We start from the raw sequence: 18,973 nt of genomic DNA on the forward strand, positions 1-18,973 counted from the left end.
TTGCACCTTTATTTTCTTAAATCTCAAACTTTTGTGCTCGCAGTAAAGAGTCAAGGGAGTGCCACATGCTTGCTCGAAATATTGTTAAGTCGCTGGTGTTTATTATTCTGGTCGTGGTGTTGTCCGCCGCCCTGGGCTGGCGCTTCTGGTCGCCGCCACCGGCAGCGGCCGAACAACGGATTCCCAGCACCCGGGTCGGTCTGGCCGTGGTCAAGAAACAACCGTACACCTACTACCTCGAAGCCATCGGCAAACTCGAGGCGCAGCGTCAGGTGCTGGTCTCGGCCGAAGTCAGCGGCAAAGTGGTGGACATCGATTTCGAGTCCGGCGATGAAGTGAAGGCGGGGCAGGTGCTGCTAAAGCTCAACGACGCACCCGAGCAAGGTGAACTGGTGCGCCTGAAAGGCGAGTACGAATCGGCCAAGGCCCAGTTCGCCCGGGTCCAGGAACTGGCCAAGACCGGCGCCGAAAGCCGTCGCGCCTTCGACAGTGCCCGCGCTCAATACGACGCCGCCAAAGGCGACATGGAGCGCATGCAGGCGCAGATCGCTCAGCGGCACATTCGCGCGCCGTTCGCCGGCACCCTCGGCATTCGCCAGGCGCACCTTGGCCAATACCTGCAAGCCGGCAGCGCGGTGGCGACCCTGACAGATCCGGGCGTGCTGCGCGTCAACTTCACCCTCGCCGAGCGCGATGGCTCGCAAGTGCAACTGGGCCAGACTGTGCAGGCCAAGGTCGATGCCTGGGGGGATGTGACCTTCGCCGGCAAAATCGTCGCGGTCGATCCGCAGATCAACCAGTCCCACACCATCAATGTGCAAGCGGTCATCACCGACACGCAGAAACGCCTGCGTCCCGGCATGTATGCACGGGTCTCGGTGACCCTGCCGCAGACCGCCGAGCTGCTGATTCCGGAAACCGCGATCACTTACAACGCCTACGGCGAGAGCGTGTTCTCGGTCTACACCGACGAGGCCGGCGTGCAGAAGGTCAAGCGTGAAAGCATCAAGGTCGGCGAGCGCCGCAATGGTTGGGCGGTGGTCGACAAGGGCTTGAGCGAAGGTGTGCAAGTGGTGACGTCCGGTCAGCTCAAGCTCCACGACGGCGTGGCGGTGGAAGGCGTGCCGGACACGATTGCTCTTAAACTCAGTGGGCTGGAAAAATGAATTTCACCGACCTCTTTCTTCGCCGCCCGGTGCTGGCCGTGGTGGTCAGCACGCTGATCCTGTTGTTCGGGGTGCGTGCGCTGATGAACTTGCCGATCCGCCAGTACCCGATGCTGGAGACGTCGACCATCACGGTCACGACCCAGTACCCCGGCGCCTCTTCGGAACTGATGCAAGGCTTCGTCACCCAACCGATCAGCCAGGCCGTGGCTTCGGTCGAGGGCATCGACTATCTGTCGTCGGCCTCGACCCAGGGCCGCAGCCAGGTGACGATCCGCATGGCACTCAACAGTGACTCCATCGCGGCGCTGACCGAGGTCATGGCCAAGGTCAACCAGATCAAATACCGCCTGCCGAAGGACGCTTACGACCCGGTGGTGGAGCGCACTTCCGGCGGCTTCACCAGTGTGGCCTACGTCGCGTTCGCCAGCTCCAACCTGACCATTCCGGAGATGTCGGATTACATCTCCCGCGTCGTCGAGCCGATGTTTGCCGGCATTGAAGGCGTGGCCAAGATCAACATCATGGGCGAGCAGAAACTGTCCATGCGCCTGTGGCTCGACCCGCAGCGTCTGGCCGGCTACGGCATGACCGGGCAGGACGTGTCGGCGGCCATCGAAGGCAACAACTTCCAGGCGGCTCCCGGTCAGGTCAAAGGCCTGTACGTGGTCAGCAACCTGCGGGTCAACACTGACCTGAACAGCGTCGAAGACTTCCGTGACATGGTGCTGCGCAACGACAACGGCCACATCATCCGTGTGCGTGACCTTGGCACTGTAGAACTGAACGCGGCTTCCACCGACACCAGCGGCGCGATGAGCGACGTACCGGCGCTGTTCCTCGGTCTGGACGCGGCACCGACCGGCAACCCGCTGGTGATCGTGAAGCGCGTGCGCGAATTGCTGCCGCAGATCCAGGAAACCCTGCCACCGGGCGTGACCGTGCAGATCCCGTTCGAAGTGGCGCACTTCATTCAGTCGTCGATCGACGAGGTGAGCTACACCCTGCTCGAAGCGCTGGTGATCGTGGTGCTGGTGATTTACCTGTGCCTGGGCACGTTCCGCACCGTGCTGATTCCGCTGGTGACCATTCCGCTGTCGATGCTCGGCGCGGCGATGCTGATGCAGATGTTCGGCTTCAGCCTCAACCTGCTGACTCTGCTCGCCATGGTGCTCGCCATCGGGTTGGTGGTGGACGATGCCATTGTCGTGGTGGAAAACGTCCATCGTCACATCGAAGAGGGCAAGACACCGTTCGACGCTGCACTGATCGGCGCCCGTGAAGTAGCCGGGCCGGTGGTGGCGATGACCTTTACCCTGGCGGCGGTGTACGCGCCGATCGGTCTGATGGGCGGCCTCACCGGCACGCTGTTCAAGGAGTTCGCACTGACCCTGGCCGGTGCCGTGGTGATTTCCGGCATCGTCGCCCTGACCCTGTCGCCGATCATGAGTACTCGTCTGCTGGACGCGAAAACCAGCGAAGGCTTCATGGCCGTCAAGGCCGATCGTTTCTTCCAGTACCTGTCCCGTCGTTATGGCGCATTGCTCGGCGGTTCGCTGGCACGGCGCTGGATCAGCCTGAGCGTGGCGCTGGTGATTTTCTTCAGCCTGCCTTTCCTCTATCGCTCGGCGCAGACCGAACTGGCGCCGCTGGAAGACCAGAACATCCTGCTGACCGCCATCAAGGCGCCGCAGCACGCCAACCTGAATTACCTCGAAGCCTACGCCCACGAACTGTACAAGACCTTCAACGAAATCCCCGAGGGTTACAGCAACTGGGTGGCGAACGGTTCCGACGGTCTGTCCAACAGCGTCGGCGGGATCAACCTGGTGGACTGGGAAAAACGCGGCCGCGACGCCAACACCATCCAGCCTGACTTGCAGGCGCGGGTGAATCAGATCGAAGGCACGAGCATTTTCGTGTTCCAGATGCCGCCCCTGCCCGGTTCCACCGGTGGTCTGCCGGTGCAGATGGTGATCCGCAGCGATCAGGAATACCTGGCGCTGTACAACGTGATGGATCAGCTCAAGCAGGCTGCGCAGGCCAGTGGCCTGTTCGCGGTGGTCGACAGCGATCTGGACTTCAACAACCCGGTGGTGGAAATCCAGGTTGACCGGGCCAAGGCCAACGCCCTGGGCATCCGCATGCAGGACATCGGCGAGACGCTCAACAGCCTGATCGGCGAGAAGTACGTCAACCGGTTCTCGTTCCACGGTCGTTCCTATGACGTGATCCCGCAGTCGGTGTCGGCGGATCGCCTGACCCCGGAAACCCTGAAGCTGTATTACGTGAAGGACCAGAAGGGCAACCCGGTGCCGTTGTCGACGCTGGCCACCCTCAGCGTCAAGGTCGAGCCGAATCGCCTGACCCAGTTCAACCAGCAGAACTCCGCCACGTTCCAGGCCATTCCGGCGCCGGGCGTGACCTTGGGTGATGCGGTGGGCTTCCTGCAGATGCAATCGGAAAACTTCCCGGCCGGCTTCAGTTTCGACTGGCAGTCCGATGCCCGCCAATACGTGCAGGAAGGCAACAGCTTGGCGTTCACCTTCGGCCTGGCCCTGGTGATCATTTATCTGGTGCTGAGCGTGCAGTACGAGAGCTTCCGCGACCCGTTCATCATTCTGATCAGCGTGCCGCTGTCGATATGCGGGGCCCTGGTGCCGCTGGCGCTGGGCATGACGTCGATGAACATCTACACCCAGATCGGCCTGATCACGCTGATCGGTCTGATCAGTAAGCACGGGATCCTGATGGTCGCGTTCGCCAACGAGTTGCAGCGTCAGCAAGGCATGGACCGCGTGCAAGCCATTCAGCATGCCGCGCAGGTACGTCTGCGGCCGATCCTGATGACCACCGCTGCCATGGTGGTCGGCCTCGCGCCGCTATTGTTCGCCAGCGGCGCCGGCGCCAACAGCCGCTTCGGCCTGGGCCTGGTGATTGTGGTGGGGATGCTGATCGGCACCTTGTTCACCCTGTTCATTCTGCCGTCGGTGTACACGCTGCTCAGTTCGATCAAGCAACCGAGCCACGCACCCGAAGCCGAGCCGGCCGGTGTGCCGCAACCCATCCTGTGAGGACGTGACATGTATTCGATTACACGTTTGATGCTGGCGCCGCTGGCGGCGTCCATCCTGTTGGCGGCCGGTTGTGTGAACTACGCCGGGATCGATCATCAGGGCAAATTGCTGGCGGTCGGCGATGCGCCGTCCGACAGCCTGAAAGACAAGTTGCCAGCGGCCCAGTGGCCGCGTGCAGACTGGTGGACGTCATTGGGCGATCCGCGTCTGGGCGCGTTGATCGAAGAGGCGTATGCCAGCAATCCGGACTTGCAGGAAGTCGCTGCCCGGGTCGCAAAGGCCAACGCATTTCTTGATCTGCGCGATGCCGAGCGCTACCCGGAAATGGATGCATCGGCAGGTGTCACCCGTGGCCGACTGTCGCGCTTCGAGGACTACAGCGGCGAGGGCCACAAATACTTCACCGCGCGTAATCTGGCCGTGAATTTCAGCTACACCTTCGACCTCTGGGGCGGCCAGCGCGCCGCCTGGGAGTCGGCGCTCAACAGCGCACGAGCCGCGGAGGTCGACCTGCAATCGTCGCGGCTGATTCTGGCGGTCAACGTGGCCAAGGCCTACAACCAGCTGGCGTATGCCTGGCAGGTGTCGGAGCTCAATCAGCGCGATCTCGAACGCTTGAGCAAACTGGTGGACCTGACGGATTCACGATACGGCTCGGGGCTCGACAACCTGTCGCAACTCAAGCAGGTGCAGAGCCTCAAGGCGCGTTCGGAATCGACGCTGATCGGCGCCAACGAAGACATCGAAATCGCCCGGCTGCAATTGTCGGCGCTGATCGGCAAGGGCGTCGATCGTGCACACACGCTCGAGCGGCCATCGAATCTGCAGGCCAGCGTCGTGGCATTGCCGGCGCAGTTGCCGGCCCAGTTGCTCGGCCGTCGTCCGGACATCGTCGCCGCACGTTGGCGCGTAGAGGCCGAGACTAAAAACGTCGAGGCGGTGAAGACCACGTTCTACCCGAACATCAATCTGGTGGCGGCGGCGGGCTCTCATGCACTGACGGGGGATGCGATGTTCGCCGGGGTCAGCAAGTTCTGGAACGTGGCGCCGACGGTGTCGCTGCCGATCTTCGATGCGGGTCGTCTGCGCTCCGATTTGAAGGCCGGCAATGCTGAACTCGACAGTTCGATTGCACAGTACAACCGGGTGTTGAATTCGGCACTGCACGAGGTGGCGATTTCGGTGACGCAGTTGCGTTCTTTCGAGCAGCAGATTCTCGTGCAGCGCGATGCCTGTGCGATTGCCCAGTCGTCTTACGATCTGTCGCAGTCGCGCTACAAGGCCGGGGAAGACACGTTCCTCGATGCGCTGAACATCGAGCAACAATTGATTCAGGACGAAATGCGCCTGGCCTTCCTCAGCAGCAAGCACATCGACAGCTCGGTTTCGTTGATGGCAGCGCTGGGCGGCGGGTTCCAGGCGCCCTCGCTGGAGACGGCACAGAGCAGTGCTCTGTAGTGTTTTTCGGGACGCCGCCTTCGGGGCGGCTGTCGCGGGGAAAAGGCATCTTGTGTATAGTCTTACTGTTCTCGTATAGACGAATACAAGACGGATTTTTCCCGCCTATATCATCAAGGGTACCTACCTATGAACGTCCCGAATCACCCCAATCAGGATCAGATCCTTCTGGAAAATGTGCTGAACGCATTGGGAAGCCCGCTACGCCTGACTGTGTTGAAAGTGTTGTCCGATGGCCAGGAACATCCATGCGGCCGGATCCTCAAGGGCGCATCGAAGTCGACCATGACTCACCACTGGCGGGTCCTGCGCGACAGCGGTCTGATCTGGCAGCGTCCGTATGGTCGGGAAAACCTGTTGTCCCTGCGTCGCGAAGACATGGACGTGCGTTTCCCTGGCCTGCTCGATTCGCTGCTCTCGGCGGTCAAGACCGATGAACAGACCATCAGTGTGATCAGCAAGCACGAAGTCACAGAAGAAAACGCAAGCGAGTGACCGTGGCGAACCGCCTGTGAAAGGTTGGCGCTCCATGGCATTCCATCAATTCACAATCACCAGGAAGGTGTGGGCGGTATGGATACAAGTCATTACTGGTCGTCGCGACCCCTGTCGGAACTGACCGGCTCCGAGCATCACTGGCTGTTTTTGCCCGGGGCACTGACCCCGCGTCTGAAAGCCATGGGCGACTATTCAATCGAAGTGGTCGAGCAGTCCCATGGCCCGCTCAATCCTGAAGAAGCGCAAGCGCTGAACGTGCCGCCGATGACCATTGGCTGGGTGCGCGAGGTGGTGATGAAACTGGATGGCGAGGCCTGCGTCACTGCGCGCAGCTTGACCAGCGTGCCGGCGCTGAGCGGCGACTGGGCGGATCTGAACGGCTACGGTCGTCGACCGCTGGCCGAGATTCTCTACACGTCGGACCAGACCCTGCGCGAACCCTTCCAGTGCGCCTTGCTGCCCCCCGGCGCACCATTGGCGGCGCTGTCCCATCGCTACGCGCCGCAGGCCAAGCGTCTGTTGGCCCGGCGTTCGCGCTTCACCCGCAATGGCTCGGCGCTGCTGGTCAGTGAGTGCTTCCTGCCGGCGTTCTGGGCCCGGGTCGAGTACGCTCAGGCGCTCAAATCGGCCTGATGCAATGAAACCTGCTGGAGCAATCTCCCGCAGGTTTTTTTCGCCGTTTGTTCAGAGCCGGATCACCGCTTCGATCTGCCTGATCGCCGGTGTCAGGGCCTGCGCCAGTTCCTCGGCTTTCGAGGTCGGGCGCATGGTTCTGGATGAGCGCAGAAACAGAGGATCATCGAACCGCTTGCGCAGCCGTGCCAGCGATCCGCTGATGGCGGGTTGTTTGACGTGCAGGCGCTCGGCCGTGCGTGACACGCTGCGTTCGCGAAACAGCACCAGGAAAATGATGATCAGGTTCAGGTCGATATCCGCGAAGTTGTCTTCATTGAATAGCATGGTTACATCCCTGTCATGACCCGCCGGCCGGCTTCAGCCGAAGCCGGCGGGTGTCTGGATCACTGCTCGGGTGCCAGGCGCAGTTCGTCGTTCAGACGGTAGTAACTGCGGTTGAAGTAGACCAGGCCTTCCGTGGCCTCGCTGTGTTGCTGCAGTTCGAGAATTTCACAGTAGAAGATGCTGTGGGTGCCGACCTCGTCGACCTTGCTGACCCGGCAATCGAGGCTGACCAGTGCCTCTTCGATCACCGGTGAACCGGTCTTGAGCGTCTGGCAATTCACGCTGGAAAAACGCTCCTGCATGCTCAACTGCCGATTGGCGAACGCCCCTGATGTCGACTGATGATCGCCGGTCAGGACGTTCACGCACAGCACGCCATTGGTCTTGAAATGCTCGTGATTGGACGACGAGCGATTGACGCACACCAGCAGCGTTGGCGGTGAATCCGTCACGCTGCACACCGCCGACGCGGTAAAGCCGAAACGCCCCGCAGGGCCATCGGTCGTGACGATGGTGACAGCACTCCCCAGCATCGCCATTGCATTACGAAACTCCGTTGAATCAACCATCGCGTCACCTCATTCCATGTAGGTTTAATGGAGCCGATCCGTTCTTCCTTGTCCGTTGTCGTTGGGCGAAAACGGGTATCGGGCAACACGTTCGCTCTGGCGATATAGTACGTATGTATACGTACCTTGCAAGCTATTCCTTGAGCTTATTTTGCGGATGAAAAGATCAATCCCCGGGGAGGGCCAAGGCTTGCAACAAGGCTGTGGCGTAGCTTGGCAACGTGGTGAAATCCCGGGCACACAGCAACAGTTTGCGAACGGCCCAGCCTTCATTCATCGGCAGGGTCTTGAAGCCCCGCGATGCGGACCGCTGAACTGCCGCCAGCGGAACGATGCCAATGCCGGCACCCCGAGCGACCATGCGCATTACGCCATCGAAACCATCGGCGCGGATGCGGATCTGCATTCGCGAGCCGCTGTGTAGTGCCTGTTCCTCCAGATACACCGCCAGCGCGCTGTCGGCGTCGAGGCCGACGAAGTCGTGACGCAAGGCGTCGTTGAAACTGACTTCGGTCGCGTCAGACAGCGGATGGTCCAGAGGCAGAATCAGCACCAATGGGTCGTCGCGAAAGGCTCGGGTCTGCAAGTCGGTGGTGTCGATCGCGTCGGACACAATGCCCAGATCCGCCGCCCCTTGGCGTAATGCATGCGTGATGCGGGCGCTGGGTAACTCCTGCAGATCGATATCGAGATTGGGATGCCCACGCAGAAAATCCGCCAGCACCTCCGGCAGGTATTCGCTGAGTGCCGTGGTGTTGCACAGCAAGCGCACCTGGCCTTTGACGCCGCGCGCGTACTCGGCCAGATCCTGTTGCAGACGTTCGGCCTGTTGCAGCAACACTCGCGCATGTTGCGCCAGGGCTTTGCCGGCCGGCGTCGGCGTGACACCACGACGTCCACGCTCAAGAAACTCGGTGCCCAGCGACGCTTCCATCGCCCGGATCCGCGCACTGGCCGCCGCCAGTGAAAGATGACTGCGTGCGGCGCCGGCGGTGATGTTGCCGCTGTCGAGGATGTGCAGGTACAGGCGCAGGTCGGTGAGGTCGAAGTGCATGGGGCAGCCTCAATATCAGTGGTGTCAGCCCCGACGAAGAGGCCAGTGGCCGCAAAAAATCTACTAGCCTCAGGCAGAGCGAGAGGCAGTCTCAGTGTATGACAGATTTTCAGTTCATCCGCGCAGGCGCACAGTATCGCCATGAACGCACTCGCAGATTTCTATCAAAACCTCGGTCTGGCTCTGTCATTGCTGGTGATTGCGACCTTTGTCGTCGCCGGCATGATCAAGGGCGTGATCGGTCTGGGCCTGCCCACTGTCGCCATGGGGTTGCTCGGTCTGGCTATGGCGCCGTCGCAGGCTGCCGCGTTGTTGATCATTCCGGCGACGCTCACCAACGTCTGGCAACTGGCGTTCGGCGGGCATTTGCAGGGGCTGGTGAAACGCTTGTGGCCGATGTTGCTGGCGATCTTCCTCGGCACGGCCATCGGCACCTTGTGGATCGGCATGGCAGGCGGGCATTGGGTGGTGCGCGGGCTCGGCGCGGCGCTGTTGCTCTATGCGCTGAGCGGATTGTTCCTGCCGACGCTGAGTGTCAGTCGCCGCCATGAACCGTGGCTGGGGCCGATCTGTGGTGTGATCACCGGCGTCATCACGTCGGCCACCGGAGTGTTCGTGATTCCCGCCGTCCCGTACATGCAGGCACTGGGTTTGCGCCGTGATGAACTGGTGCAGGCGCTGGGCCTGTCCTTCACCGTGTCGACCCTGGCGCTGGCCGGTGGATTGCTCTGGCGTGGGTCGCTCGGCGGTGCGGAGTTGAGCGCTTCGTTGCTGGCGCTGATCCCGGCGTTGCTCGGCATGCTGCTCGGCCAGTGGCTGCGCCAGCGTATCAGCGCCGTGCTGTTCAGGCGGGTGTTCTTCATCGGTCTGGGCGCGCTCGGCGCCCATCTGCTGATCAGCGGCTAGCGGACGACGCGCTGAGCATTTCAATCGGGCGGATATCAAAATCCCGTTCCAGATACTCCATGCGCTGGGCCAGGAACTGCTGCATGTGCGGCAGGTTCGAGTGCACGTCCAGATGCGCCTGGGTTTCCCAGATCTCGTAGAAGATAAACAGCGTCGGGTCTTCCTTGTCGCGCAGCATGTGGTACTCGATGCAGCCGGGTTCGGCGCGGCTCGGTTCGACGTAGGCGCGGAAAAACGCTTCGAAAGCCTCGGCTTTTTCCGGGCGGGTCTTGGCGTGCAGGATGAAACCCTGGCGTTCGCTCATCGCAAAAAACTCCATTCAAATTCAGATGGCGGCCAATCCTACGGCAAGAATCAGCATTCGATTCGTGCGTTTTACTCAAATGAATTTTGCGCAACCGGTGCTTATTCCGCGCGAGGCGGATCGCTAATCTGCCGCCATTCAATTTTTCCCCTTCTCCATCCTGCTAGCGCTCTGCGCTGCGCATCGGAATCCGATCGAGGCTCCCCCATGAAGAAAGTGCTGTTGCTCAACGGCGGTAAAAAATTCGCCCACTCCGACGGTCGTTACAACACCACCCTGCACGAAGCGGCGCTGAGTGTGCTGGATCGCGGCGGTGTCGACGTCAAGACCACCTTCATCGACGAGGGTTACGACATCGCTGAAGAAGTCGCCAAATTCCTCTGGGCCGACGTGATCATTTATCAGATGCCGGGCTGGTGGATGGGCGCACCGTGGACCGTGAAAAAGTACATCGACGAAGTCTTCACCGAAGGCCACGGCAGCCTCTATGCCAGCGACGGCCGCACTCGTTCCGACTCCTCGCAGAAGTACGGCAGCGGCGGTCTGATCCAGGGCAAGCAGTACATGCTGTCGCTGACCTGGAACGCACCGCAGCAGGCGTTCGATGATCCGACCGATTTCTTTGAAGCCAAAGGCGTGGACGCTGTGTACTTCCCGTTCCACAAGGCCAACCAGTTCCTCGGCATGACCGGCCTGCCAACCTTCCTCTGCGTGGACGTGATGAAGCGCCCGAACATCGAGGCCGACGTGGCGCGTTACGAGCAGCATCTGAGCGAGGTGTTTGGCCTCAAAGCCTGACGCTCGGCTACTATCGAAGGCCTGAGCCTCCAGCAGGCCTTTCGATTCGAGGACACCCGTGAAAGCCAGATCCGATGAGTTGCAGATTTTCGTCTGCGTGATCGAATGCGGTTCAATCTCCGCCGCCGCCGAGCAGGTCGGACAGACGCCGTCGGCGGTCAGTCGCACGCTGTCGCGGCTGGAAGCCAAGCTCGACACCACGCTGATCAACCGCACCACGCGGCGCATGGACCTGACCGAGGAGGGCAAGTATTTCTTCGAACAGGCCAAGCTGATCCTCGACCAGATGGACCAGCTCGAAGAGCGCCTGTCCTCGCGCCAGCAGACGCCATCAGGACGGCTGCGCATCAACGCCGCGTCGCCGTTCATGCTCCACGCCATCGTGCCGTACATCGACGAATTCCGGCAGCTGTACCCGGACATCCAGCTCGAACTCAACAGCAACGACCTGATCATTGACCTGCTGGAACAAAGCACCGACGTCGCCATCCGCATCGGCACCCTCGCCGATTCGACGTTGCATGCCCGCTCGCTCGGTTGCAGTCCGCTGCTGATCGTCGCCAGTCCCGCGTATCTGGAAAAACACGGCGCGCCGCTGGAAGTGGCTGACCTGAGCGCGCACACCTTGCTCGGCTTCACCCAGAACGAAGGCCTTAATCAGTGGCCGCTGCGTTACGTGCACGGCGACCGCTGGCCGATCACCCCGGCGATCAGCGCCTCCAGCGGCGAGACGGTTCGCCATCTGGCGCTCGAAGGCCAGGGCATTGCCTGTCTTTCGCACTTCATGACCATCGACGACATCCGCGCCGGGCGTCTCAAGGTGTTGCTGGCGGAATTCAACAGCGGTTATCGCCAGCCGATCAACGCGGTGTACTACCGCAACTCGCAGCTGGCACTGCGCATCCAGTGCTTCCTCGACTTCATCCAGAGCAAACTGGCGGCTTACGCCAGTGCCGATTTCAAGGGCTGATTCGTGATCCCTGCGCAAGAGTGAATTGGTTGAGGGCGGGTTTTTCCACCGGGCTTGGCGGTCGATACTCGTTGCATCACTTATTCACGCAGGGAGTTTCTCCATGAACGTATTCGTCACCGGCGCTGCCGGTTTTATCGGCGGCTCCATCGCCACCGGTCTGGTCCAGGCCGGCCACACCGTCACCGGTCTGGTGCGCAGCGCCGAACAGGCCGATGAGTTGAAAGCACTGGGCATCACCCCGGTGATCGGCACCCTCGACGACAAGGCGCTGCTGGCCGAACAGGCCCGTGCCGCCGACGCGGTGATCAACGCCGCCAGCAGCGATCATCGCGGCGCGGTCGAAGCCTTGCTCGATGCCTTGCGCGGCTCGAACAAAGTGTTCCTGCACACCAGCGGTTCGAGCATCGTCGGCGATGCTTCGGGCGGAAAATCCAGCGACATCATCTACTTCGAAGACAACCTGCCTGAGCCGACCGTCGACAAGGCCGCACGGGTGGCCATCGACAACCTGATCCTCGCGGCAGCGAAGGACGGCGTTAACTCGGCCGTCATCTGTAATACCCTGATCTACGGCCACAGCCTGGGCGTCCATCGCGACAGCGTGCAACTGCCGCGCCTGCTGAAACAGGCATGCAAAAGCGGCGTTGTGCGTCACGTCGGCACCGGCCGGAACATCTGGTCCAACGTGCACATCGAAGACGTGGTGGCGCTGTACCTGCTGGCCCTGACCAAAAACGTTCCGGGCACCTTCTACTTTGTCGAAAGCGGCGAAGCGTCGTTCATCGACATGACTACCGCCATGGCCGAAGCCCTGAACCTGGGCCAGCCACAGGACTGGCCGCTGAAAGACGCCGAAGCCGAGTGGGGCTACGAAATGGCCAACTACGGCCTGGGCTCCAACAGCAGGGTTCGCGGCAAGCACGCCCGCGAATTGCTGGGTTGGGCGCCGAAGCGCACGTCGGTGGTCGAGTGGATTCGCCACGAAATGGTGTGAGCCCGCACCACACTTGAACCTGTTGGAGCTCACCGGCTCCCACAGGTTTTTTTATGCCCCGGAAAAGAAGGACAGGGCGCCGAGGCTCATCGAAGCGTTCAGACATTTCCTACTAGTCTGATTCCCGCACAGGCATGGCCAACGCAGCTGGCCGGTTTGTAGGACAGCGGGCACCCACTGGTTGTCTGGCCATGAGGCCAGGTCGGTGGGTAACGCCCGTGGAATTTTTTTGCAAAAGGAATTTGCGATGGCAATACGCACCTCTGCTGCCTGCTCGTAAAGGCATATCCCGGGCGAATCAGACGATTTCGCCTCCTCACGGTTCATGACACGGCGCCAAGCGCCCTGGCCGGAGCATTGCGCTCTTGGGTCGTGGGCACACTCATCCGCGAAATTGGCAAGAACAAGGAGTAGTTATGGTCATTTTGGGCATTACCAATAACGATTTGTCGGGCGCTTGCCTGGTACGCGATGGTCAGATTCTCTCGGCGGTCAGCGAAGAGCGTTTCACCCGTATCAAGGACCACAAGATCTGGCCCGCCAGGTCCATCGAGTTTGTGTTGAGCCAGGCTGGCGTGTCACTGGAAGATCTCGACTACGTGGCTTACGGATGGAATGCCGGTTTCAACGCCGATAAACACCTTGAGTTGTATTTCGACCGGATCGTCGAAGAGGTCCGGAACAACCCCGAGGGCCTGGCGCAGTTCCGCCAGCGTGTCACCGATGAAGTCCGAAACGATAAAGAGAAGCGCGCCGAATTCGACCGGTACATTGCCGCCAATGGCCTGGCCGGCAAGGCGTATTACATCGATCACCATGAATGCCATGCCCTCGGTGCTTATGTCTGTTCGCCGTTCGATGAGGCCTTGACCCTGACCTGTGACGGGCGCGGCGACTTCCAGTCCCTGACCGTGACCTGGTACAGCCCGACCGAAACCACGGTTTTGCAACGCGAAACCAGCATCGACAGCCTGGGTTACTTCTACGGCCGGATCACCCACTTGCTGGGCTACAAGCCGAACCGTCATGAAGGCAAAGTCACGGGTCTGGCCGCGTTCGGCGATCCGCAGAAGTTGCTGGGGGTGATGCAGCAGATGATCCGTTTCGAAGACGGGCGCATCAAGGCGAGTTGCGGCGACTTGTTCGTGCCGTCCTACAACAATTACAGCGAATCTCTGGAGACCCTGTTCTCCCAAGAAACCCCGGAGGACATCGCCGCTGCGGTACAGCGCCATAGCGAAGACTTGCTGGTGGCGATCGTCAAACATCATCTGGAACAACGCGGCAGCACCAACCTGTGCCTGGCCGGCGGCGTGTTTGGCAACGTCAAACTCAACCAGCGCCTGCGCGAGATTCCCGGCGTGAAAAACGTCTATGTGCTGCCATGCATGGGCGATGGCGGGCTGGCGCTGGCGGCTGCCGTCGGGGCGGCGTACCTGGAGAACGGCACCCGTTTCAGGAACCCGGCAATGACCCTGGGGCCGGACTCGCGCAGCGTTTCGCAGAACATCAACCTGATCCATCGCAACTATCCCGAGCTCGGTTACCACACCCCGTCGAACATCATCGACGTGTTGACCGACGCACTGATGGAGAATCAGGTGCTGGGCATGTTCAAGGGCAAGATGGAGTTCGGGCCACGTTCACTGTGTAACCGCAGCATCGTCTATCACGCGCAGGATGGCGAAGTGAACGACTGGCTGAACAAGCGCATGCACCGTACCGAGTTCATGCCGTTCGGTCCGGTCACCGCCATCGAACACGCGGCGGCCTGCTATGTCGGGTGGGACGAGGACCAGGTGGCGGCAGATACCATGACCATGACCTACGATTGTCATCCGCAGTTCAGCGAGGCCAGTCCGGCAGTCGTGCACATCGATGGCACGGCGCGGCCGCAGATCATTCGCCCGCAGCGCGATGCATTCATGCATCGTCTGTTGAATGCCTGGCATGAGCGGACCGGTCAGGCGGCGTTGATCAACACCTCGTTCAACCGCCATGAAGAGCCGATTGTCTGTTCGCCGCAGGATGCACTGGATGCACTGAAAGACGGGATGGTCGATCTGGTGGTGATGAGTGAATCGCTGATTGTCTGGCGCAAAGGCAAAAACAGCTTCACCCAGCAACGCTTCGAATAATGGACGGATGGTTACAGGGCTCCGCTGGAGCCCTGCTCAGGAGCATCGAGCGTATGGTTGACCCATGTATCTGATCTTTTTCGGGTTCTTTGCCGCGGAAGGCATCATCTATCCGTTCTGGCCGACCTGGCTGAATTCGCTGGGCTTCAGCGCCAGCCAGATCGGCCTGCTGATCGCAGCGGTCTATTGGCCCCAGGTCGTGACCGGCGTGTTGATCACCTACGTAGCCGACTGGCGCGTGGATCAACTGCGGCTGGCGGCCATTCTCGGATTTTCGGCGGCGTTGTGTACGTTGCTGTTCTATTTCCTGCCGGTGCACCTGTGGGGATTCGTGTGCCTGAGCATTCTGTTTGGCGGGCTGTGGATGGTGGTGTTGCCGCTGTCCGAGTCCTATCTGCTCAAGCGTGACAAGCAAGCCCTGCAGAACTATGGCTGGGTCCGCGCGGTGGGCTCTTCGGCCTTTATCCTGACATCGACCCTCGGCGGTCTGTTGTTTGCGCAGTACAGCCAGTCGTGGGTGCCGGTGGTGATTGCCGTGTGCATGTTGCTCACCGCGCTGGCGTGTCTGTGGCTGAAGCGTCAGGTCACGCTGGCGCATCTGCAACCAGCCGAGCGTGGGACGAAGCGGCCCGACTGGAAGGCGCTGTTCGCTCAAAAGGGCCTGTTGATTGCGATTGCCGCCGCCAGTTTCATTCAGCTGAGTCACACCCTGTACTTTTCCACGGCGTCGATTGGCTGGGGCGTGAAAGGCTATTCTTCAACCGCCATCGGGGTGTTCTGGTCAGTGGCGGTGATCGCGGAAATCACCTATTTCGCGTTCTCCAACAAAATCCTGTCGTTCTGTTCACCGTTGTCTATCGTAATGTTTTCCAGTGTCTGTGCGGCGGCGCGCTGGGCGCTGTTTTCCGACAGCGATGCAGTCCCGGTGATCCTGTTGGGGCAATGTCTGCACGCCCTGAGTTTCGCGGCGTATCACTCGGCGATCATGCGCTGCATTCGCGATCACGCCCCGCCCGATATCCAGGTCTTTACCCAGGGTGTCTATTACTCGCTGGCGGTTGCCTTGCCCATGGGCCTGGCCACGCCATTTGCCGGGTATCTGTACGAGACGCAGCCACAATGGTCCTGGTATGTCATGGCGTTGTTTGCCCTGATGGGAACCGTGCTGGCCTTCATTGCTCACCAGAAAATGCGAAGTGCAACCGATGACACAACGAACGTTTACAGCCGTCTGCTTTGATATGGACGGTGTGCTGATCCAGTCTCGCGAGGTCATCGAATTCGCCTGGACCACGGTGGCGCGCAACTACGGTGTTGCCGTCGATCAGGCGTTCATCGACGATCACATTCACGGCCGCCCGGGCGGTTACACCCTGCAGGCCCTGTTCGGTCAGTTCGACGAACAGACGCGTGTGGCCATCAAGAAAGAAGTCGACGCCCTCGAAGAAGTTTCGATCTGTGCGCTGGTGCCGGGTGTCGCTGCGTTCATCGCCCAATTGAATGGGCGCGTGCCGCTGGCGCTGGTGACCAGCAGTTGGCGAGCGCGAGTCGACCACGTCCTGCAGCAGCACGGCCTGACGTCGGTTTTCGACTGCATCGTCTGCCGCGACGATGTGCGCAGCGGCAAACCGGCTCCCGATCCTTATCGCCTGGCCGCCGCCCGACTGGAGCGTCAGAGCGATGAATGCCTGGTCTTCGAAGACTCCGTCAGCGGTGTGCAATCAGCGGTCAGCAGCGGCGCGCTGTGCATCGGTATCGGCGACGATCCGACGCTGAGCGCTCACGGGGCACTGCGTACGTACGCGGATTTCACGGCGCTCCCGGTCTCGCCGGGCGGGGTGGATACGCACCTCTATGCCGACGGCGGGCTGTTTATCAGCGGGCAGGTTGCCCAGAGGTTCGCACGCTCATGACGCCGACCTTGCGACACGCGACCGTCCTGTGGAATTTCCTGGGAGCAGGACGCCAACACAGTGAGTGCGAGCTGATTGTGGTGTGCGGCTCCTACGACCTGCGGGTCTGTGATTACGCCTGTAAGTTGCTGAAAAAAGGCGTCGCCCCGCATCTGTTGTTTACCGGCAACACCGGCAACTGGACGAAGCATTTGTGGGAACGCACCGAAGCCGATATTTTTGCCCAACGGGCCATGGTGCAGGGTGTTTCGCCGGATCAGTTCACCCTCGAATCCCGCGCCACCAACTTCGCCGAGAACATCGCGTTTGCCCGAGCGTTGTTCCCGCAGGTGCGTCGGGCGACGTTCCTGACCAAGCCGAATTCGATCCGGCGCGTGGCGTTGACCTTGCCGGTTCAATGGCCAGGGCTTGAGGCCTGGGTGGATGCGCCGTCGTTCGGTTTTCCGGGGGAGGTCAGCAACCTGATCGGGGTCCTGGGACTGATCGACGAAATGGTCGGCGATATCCACCGGATCATGGTTTACCCTTCGCTGGGCTTTCAGGTCGAGCAAGTGATTCCCGAGGAAGTCGAGGTGGCCTGGCGCTACCTGATCGAACAAGGATTCGATCACCATCTGATCAAAGGCAGACACTGACGCCGCGCTGCCGCCGGAGACTGACATGCTGTACGACACACTGATTCGCAACGCCCTGGTCATCGACGGCAGCAACACTCCCGGTTACGCCGCTGACGTGGCAATCCTCGATGGCCGCATCGCGCGCATCGGCGATCCGGGCGATGCCCGCGCCACGGAAGAGATCGACGCCGCGGGCCGTGTGCTGGCGCCGGGCTTCATCGACGTGCACACCCACGACGACACCGTGGTGATCCGCCAGCCGCAGATGCTGCCCAAGCTCAGCCAGGGAGTGACCACGGTAATTGTCGGCAACTGCGGGATCAGTGCGGCGCCGGTCAGTCTCAAGGGTGATCCACCGGATCCGATGAACCTGCTCGGCACTGCCGCCGCATTCGTCTATCCACGTTTCAGCGATTACCGCGCGGCGGTCGAAGCGGCCAACACCACTTTGAACGTCGCGGCGCTGGTCGGGCATACGGCGCTGCGCAGCAATCACCTCGATGATCTTTTTCGCACCGCCACCGACGCTGAAATCGCCGCGATGCGCGAGCAGTTGCGTGAAAGCCTGGAAGCGGGCGCCCTTGGTTTATCCACAGGGCTGGCGTATGCGAGTGCGTTTTCTGCATCCACCGATGAAGTCATGCAACTGACCGAAGAATTGAATGCGTTTGGCGCGGTGTACACCACTCATTTGCGCAGTGAATTCGAACCGGTGCTGGAGGCCATGGACGAAGCGTTTCGCATTGGCCGCCACGCCCGTTCGCCGGTGATCGTTTCCCACCTCAAATGTGCCGGCGTGGGCAACTGGGGACGCAGTGCGCAGTTGCTCGCGTCGCTGGAAGAGGCGGCGAAAACCCACCCGGTCGGCTGTGATTGCTACCCCTACGCGGCCAGTTCTTCGACGCTGGATCTGAAGCAGGTCACCGACGCCCACCGCATCACCATCACCTGGTCGACGCCTCATCCGGAAGTCAGCGGTCGCGACCTGACCGCCATCGCTGCCGAATGGACGATGCCACTGCTCGACGCGGCCAGACGCCTGCAACCGGCCGGCGCGGTGTATTACGGCATGGACGAGAGTGACGTGCGCCGGATCCTCGCCCATCCGCTGTCGATGGTTGGTTCCGATGGCCTGCCGGAAGACCCGTTCCCCCATCCGCGCCTGTGGGGGGCTTTCCCACGGGTGCTCGGCCATTTCAGTCGCGATGTCGGGCTATTTCCGCTGCACACCGCCGTGCACAAGATGACCGGTCTGTCGGCGGCGCGCTTCGGCTTGAAGGAGCGGGGCGAGATCCGCGAAGGACACTGGGCGGACCTGGTGTTGTTCGACCCGGCAACCGTGCATGACGTGGCGGACTTCACCGACCCGCAACGTGCCGCGCAAGGCATCGATGGCGTGTGGATCAACGGCGTTTTGAGTTATCGAGAGGGGCAGGTCAACGGGCAAAGGGCAGGGCGGTTTCTGGCGCGTGAGGGTGATCTGCGTGACAACTTTCACTGAGTTTCGCGGATTGCGTCACAGTGATGGCACATTGCGACTAAAGAAAG

18 protein-coding genes are annotated in these 18,973 nt (G+C 61.1%); 14 read left to right on the top strand and 4 right to left on the bottom strand.

Going from position 1 to position 18,973, the window contains the following annotated elements; genetic code table 11:
* Positions 1–65 precede the first annotated feature (65 nt).
* The 5 genes from NE357_RS03590 to NE357_RS03610 all read left to right on the top strand — a co-directional run bounded on the left by NE357_RS03590 (position 66) and on the right by NE357_RS03610 (position 6,832).
* The gene (locus tag NE357_RS03590; protein ID WP_169428753.1) at positions 66–1,166 is read left to right on the top strand and encodes an efflux RND transporter periplasmic adaptor subunit; all 1,101 of its coding nucleotides are present in this window, start codon (positions 66–68) and stop codon (positions 1,164–1,166) included.
* Positions 1,163–4,240 carry a MexW/MexI family multidrug efflux RND transporter permease subunit gene (locus NE357_RS03595; RefSeq protein ID WP_169428754.1) on the top strand — a complete coding sequence of 1,026 codons (3,078 nt, stop codon included), beginning with the start codon at positions 1,163–1,165 and terminating at the stop codon, positions 4,238–4,240. Before NE357_RS03590 ends, NE357_RS03595 begins: the two co-directional genes overlap by 4 nt.
* A gap of 9 nt (positions 4,241–4,249) precedes the next feature.
* Positions 4,250–5,701, top strand: a complete 1,452-nt coding sequence (locus NE357_RS03600; protein WP_169428755.1) for an efflux transporter outer membrane subunit — start codon at positions 4,250–4,252, stop codon at positions 5,699–5,701.
* A gap of 129 nt (positions 5,702–5,830) precedes the next feature.
* Complete coding sequence (locus NE357_RS03605) at positions 5,831–6,196, top strand: ArsR/SmtB family transcription factor (RefSeq protein ID WP_169428756.1); 366 nt, start codon at positions 5,831–5,833, stop codon at positions 6,194–6,196.
* 78 nt (positions 6,197–6,274) lie between these two features.
* Positions 6,275–6,832, top strand: a complete 558-nt coding sequence (locus NE357_RS03610) for a chorismate--pyruvate lyase family protein (protein ID WP_169428757.1) — start codon at positions 6,275–6,277, stop codon at positions 6,830–6,832.
* A gap of 51 nt (positions 6,833–6,883) precedes the next feature.
* Here NE357_RS03610 and NE357_RS03615 read toward each other — a convergent pair whose 3' ends face one another.
* From NE357_RS03615 to NE357_RS03625, 3 genes are all read right to left on the bottom strand, one after another.
* The gene (locus NE357_RS03615) at positions 6,884–7,159 is read right to left on the bottom strand and encodes a helix-turn-helix domain-containing protein (protein ID WP_169428758.1); all 276 of its coding nucleotides are present in this window, start codon (positions 7,157–7,159) and stop codon (positions 6,884–6,886) included.
* 59 nt (positions 7,160–7,218) lie between these two features.
* Positions 7,219–7,728: a flavin reductase gene (locus NE357_RS03620; RefSeq protein ID WP_007953834.1), complete on the bottom strand. Its 510-nt coding sequence runs from the start codon at positions 7,726–7,728 to the stop codon at positions 7,219–7,221.
* 166 nt (positions 7,729–7,894) lie between these two features.
* A complete protein-coding gene (locus NE357_RS03625) occupies positions 7,895–8,782 on the bottom strand; it encodes a LysR family transcriptional regulator (protein ID WP_169428759.1) in 888 nt (295 codons plus the stop codon).
* A gap of 141 nt (positions 8,783–8,923) precedes the next feature.
* Between NE357_RS03625 and NE357_RS03630 the strand changes: the two genes are divergently transcribed.
* A complete protein-coding gene (locus NE357_RS03630; protein ID WP_169428760.1) occupies positions 8,924–9,688 on the top strand; it encodes a sulfite exporter TauE/SafE family protein in 765 nt (254 codons plus the stop codon).
* On the opposite strand, the gene NE357_RS03635 is transcribed toward NE357_RS03630, so the two are convergent.
* Complete coding sequence (locus NE357_RS03635) at positions 9,678–9,992, bottom strand: putative quinol monooxygenase (protein ID WP_169428761.1); 315 nt, start codon at positions 9,990–9,992, stop codon at positions 9,678–9,680. The two genes, NE357_RS03630 and NE357_RS03635, sit on opposite strands and share 11 nt — an antisense overlap.
* A gap of 207 nt (positions 9,993–10,199) precedes the next feature.
* Between NE357_RS03635 and NE357_RS03640 the strand changes: the two genes are divergently transcribed.
* The 8 genes from NE357_RS03640 (at position 10,200) to NE357_RS03675 (ending at position 18,926) form a co-directional block, all read left to right on the top strand.
* Positions 10,200–10,790, top strand: coding sequence for an NAD(P)H-dependent oxidoreductase (locus NE357_RS03640; protein ID WP_119428084.1), 591 nt, complete (start codon positions 10,200–10,202; stop codon positions 10,788–10,790).
* A gap of 58 nt (positions 10,791–10,848) precedes the next feature.
* Complete coding sequence (locus tag NE357_RS03645) at positions 10,849–11,760, top strand: LysR family transcriptional regulator (RefSeq protein ID WP_169428762.1); 912 nt, start codon at positions 10,849–10,851, stop codon at positions 11,758–11,760.
* A gap of 103 nt (positions 11,761–11,863) precedes the next feature.
* Entirely contained in the window at positions 11,864–12,757 is an 894-nt protein-coding gene (locus NE357_RS03650) for an NAD-dependent epimerase/dehydratase family protein (RefSeq protein WP_169428763.1), read from the top strand.
* 416 nt (positions 12,758–13,173) lie between these two features.
* On the top strand, positions 13,174–14,895 hold the full coding sequence (locus NE357_RS03655; RefSeq protein ID WP_169428764.1) for a carbamoyltransferase family protein: 1,722 nt from the start codon (positions 13,174–13,176) through the stop codon (positions 14,893–14,895).
* 64 nt (positions 14,896–14,959) lie between these two features.
* Entirely contained in the window at positions 14,960–16,135 is a 1,176-nt protein-coding gene (locus NE357_RS03660; RefSeq protein WP_169428765.1) for an MFS transporter, read from the top strand.
* The gene (locus tag NE357_RS03665; protein ID WP_169428766.1) at positions 16,101–16,808 is read left to right on the top strand and encodes an HAD family hydrolase; all 708 of its coding nucleotides are present in this window, start codon (positions 16,101–16,103) and stop codon (positions 16,806–16,808) included. Before NE357_RS03660 ends, NE357_RS03665 begins: the two co-directional genes overlap by 35 nt.
* A complete protein-coding gene (locus tag NE357_RS03670; protein ID WP_169428767.1) occupies positions 16,805–17,443 on the top strand; it encodes a YdcF family protein in 639 nt (212 codons plus the stop codon). Before NE357_RS03665 ends, NE357_RS03670 begins: the two co-directional genes overlap by 4 nt.
* Positions 17,444–17,468: 25 nt before the next feature.
* Complete coding sequence (locus NE357_RS03675; RefSeq protein ID WP_169428768.1) at positions 17,469–18,926, top strand: N-acyl-D-amino-acid deacylase family protein; 1,458 nt, start codon at positions 17,469–17,471, stop codon at positions 18,924–18,926.
* The last annotated feature ends 47 nt before the right edge of the window (positions 18,927–18,973 follow it).

The organism is Pseudomonas sp. G7(2022), assembly GCF_052660475.1.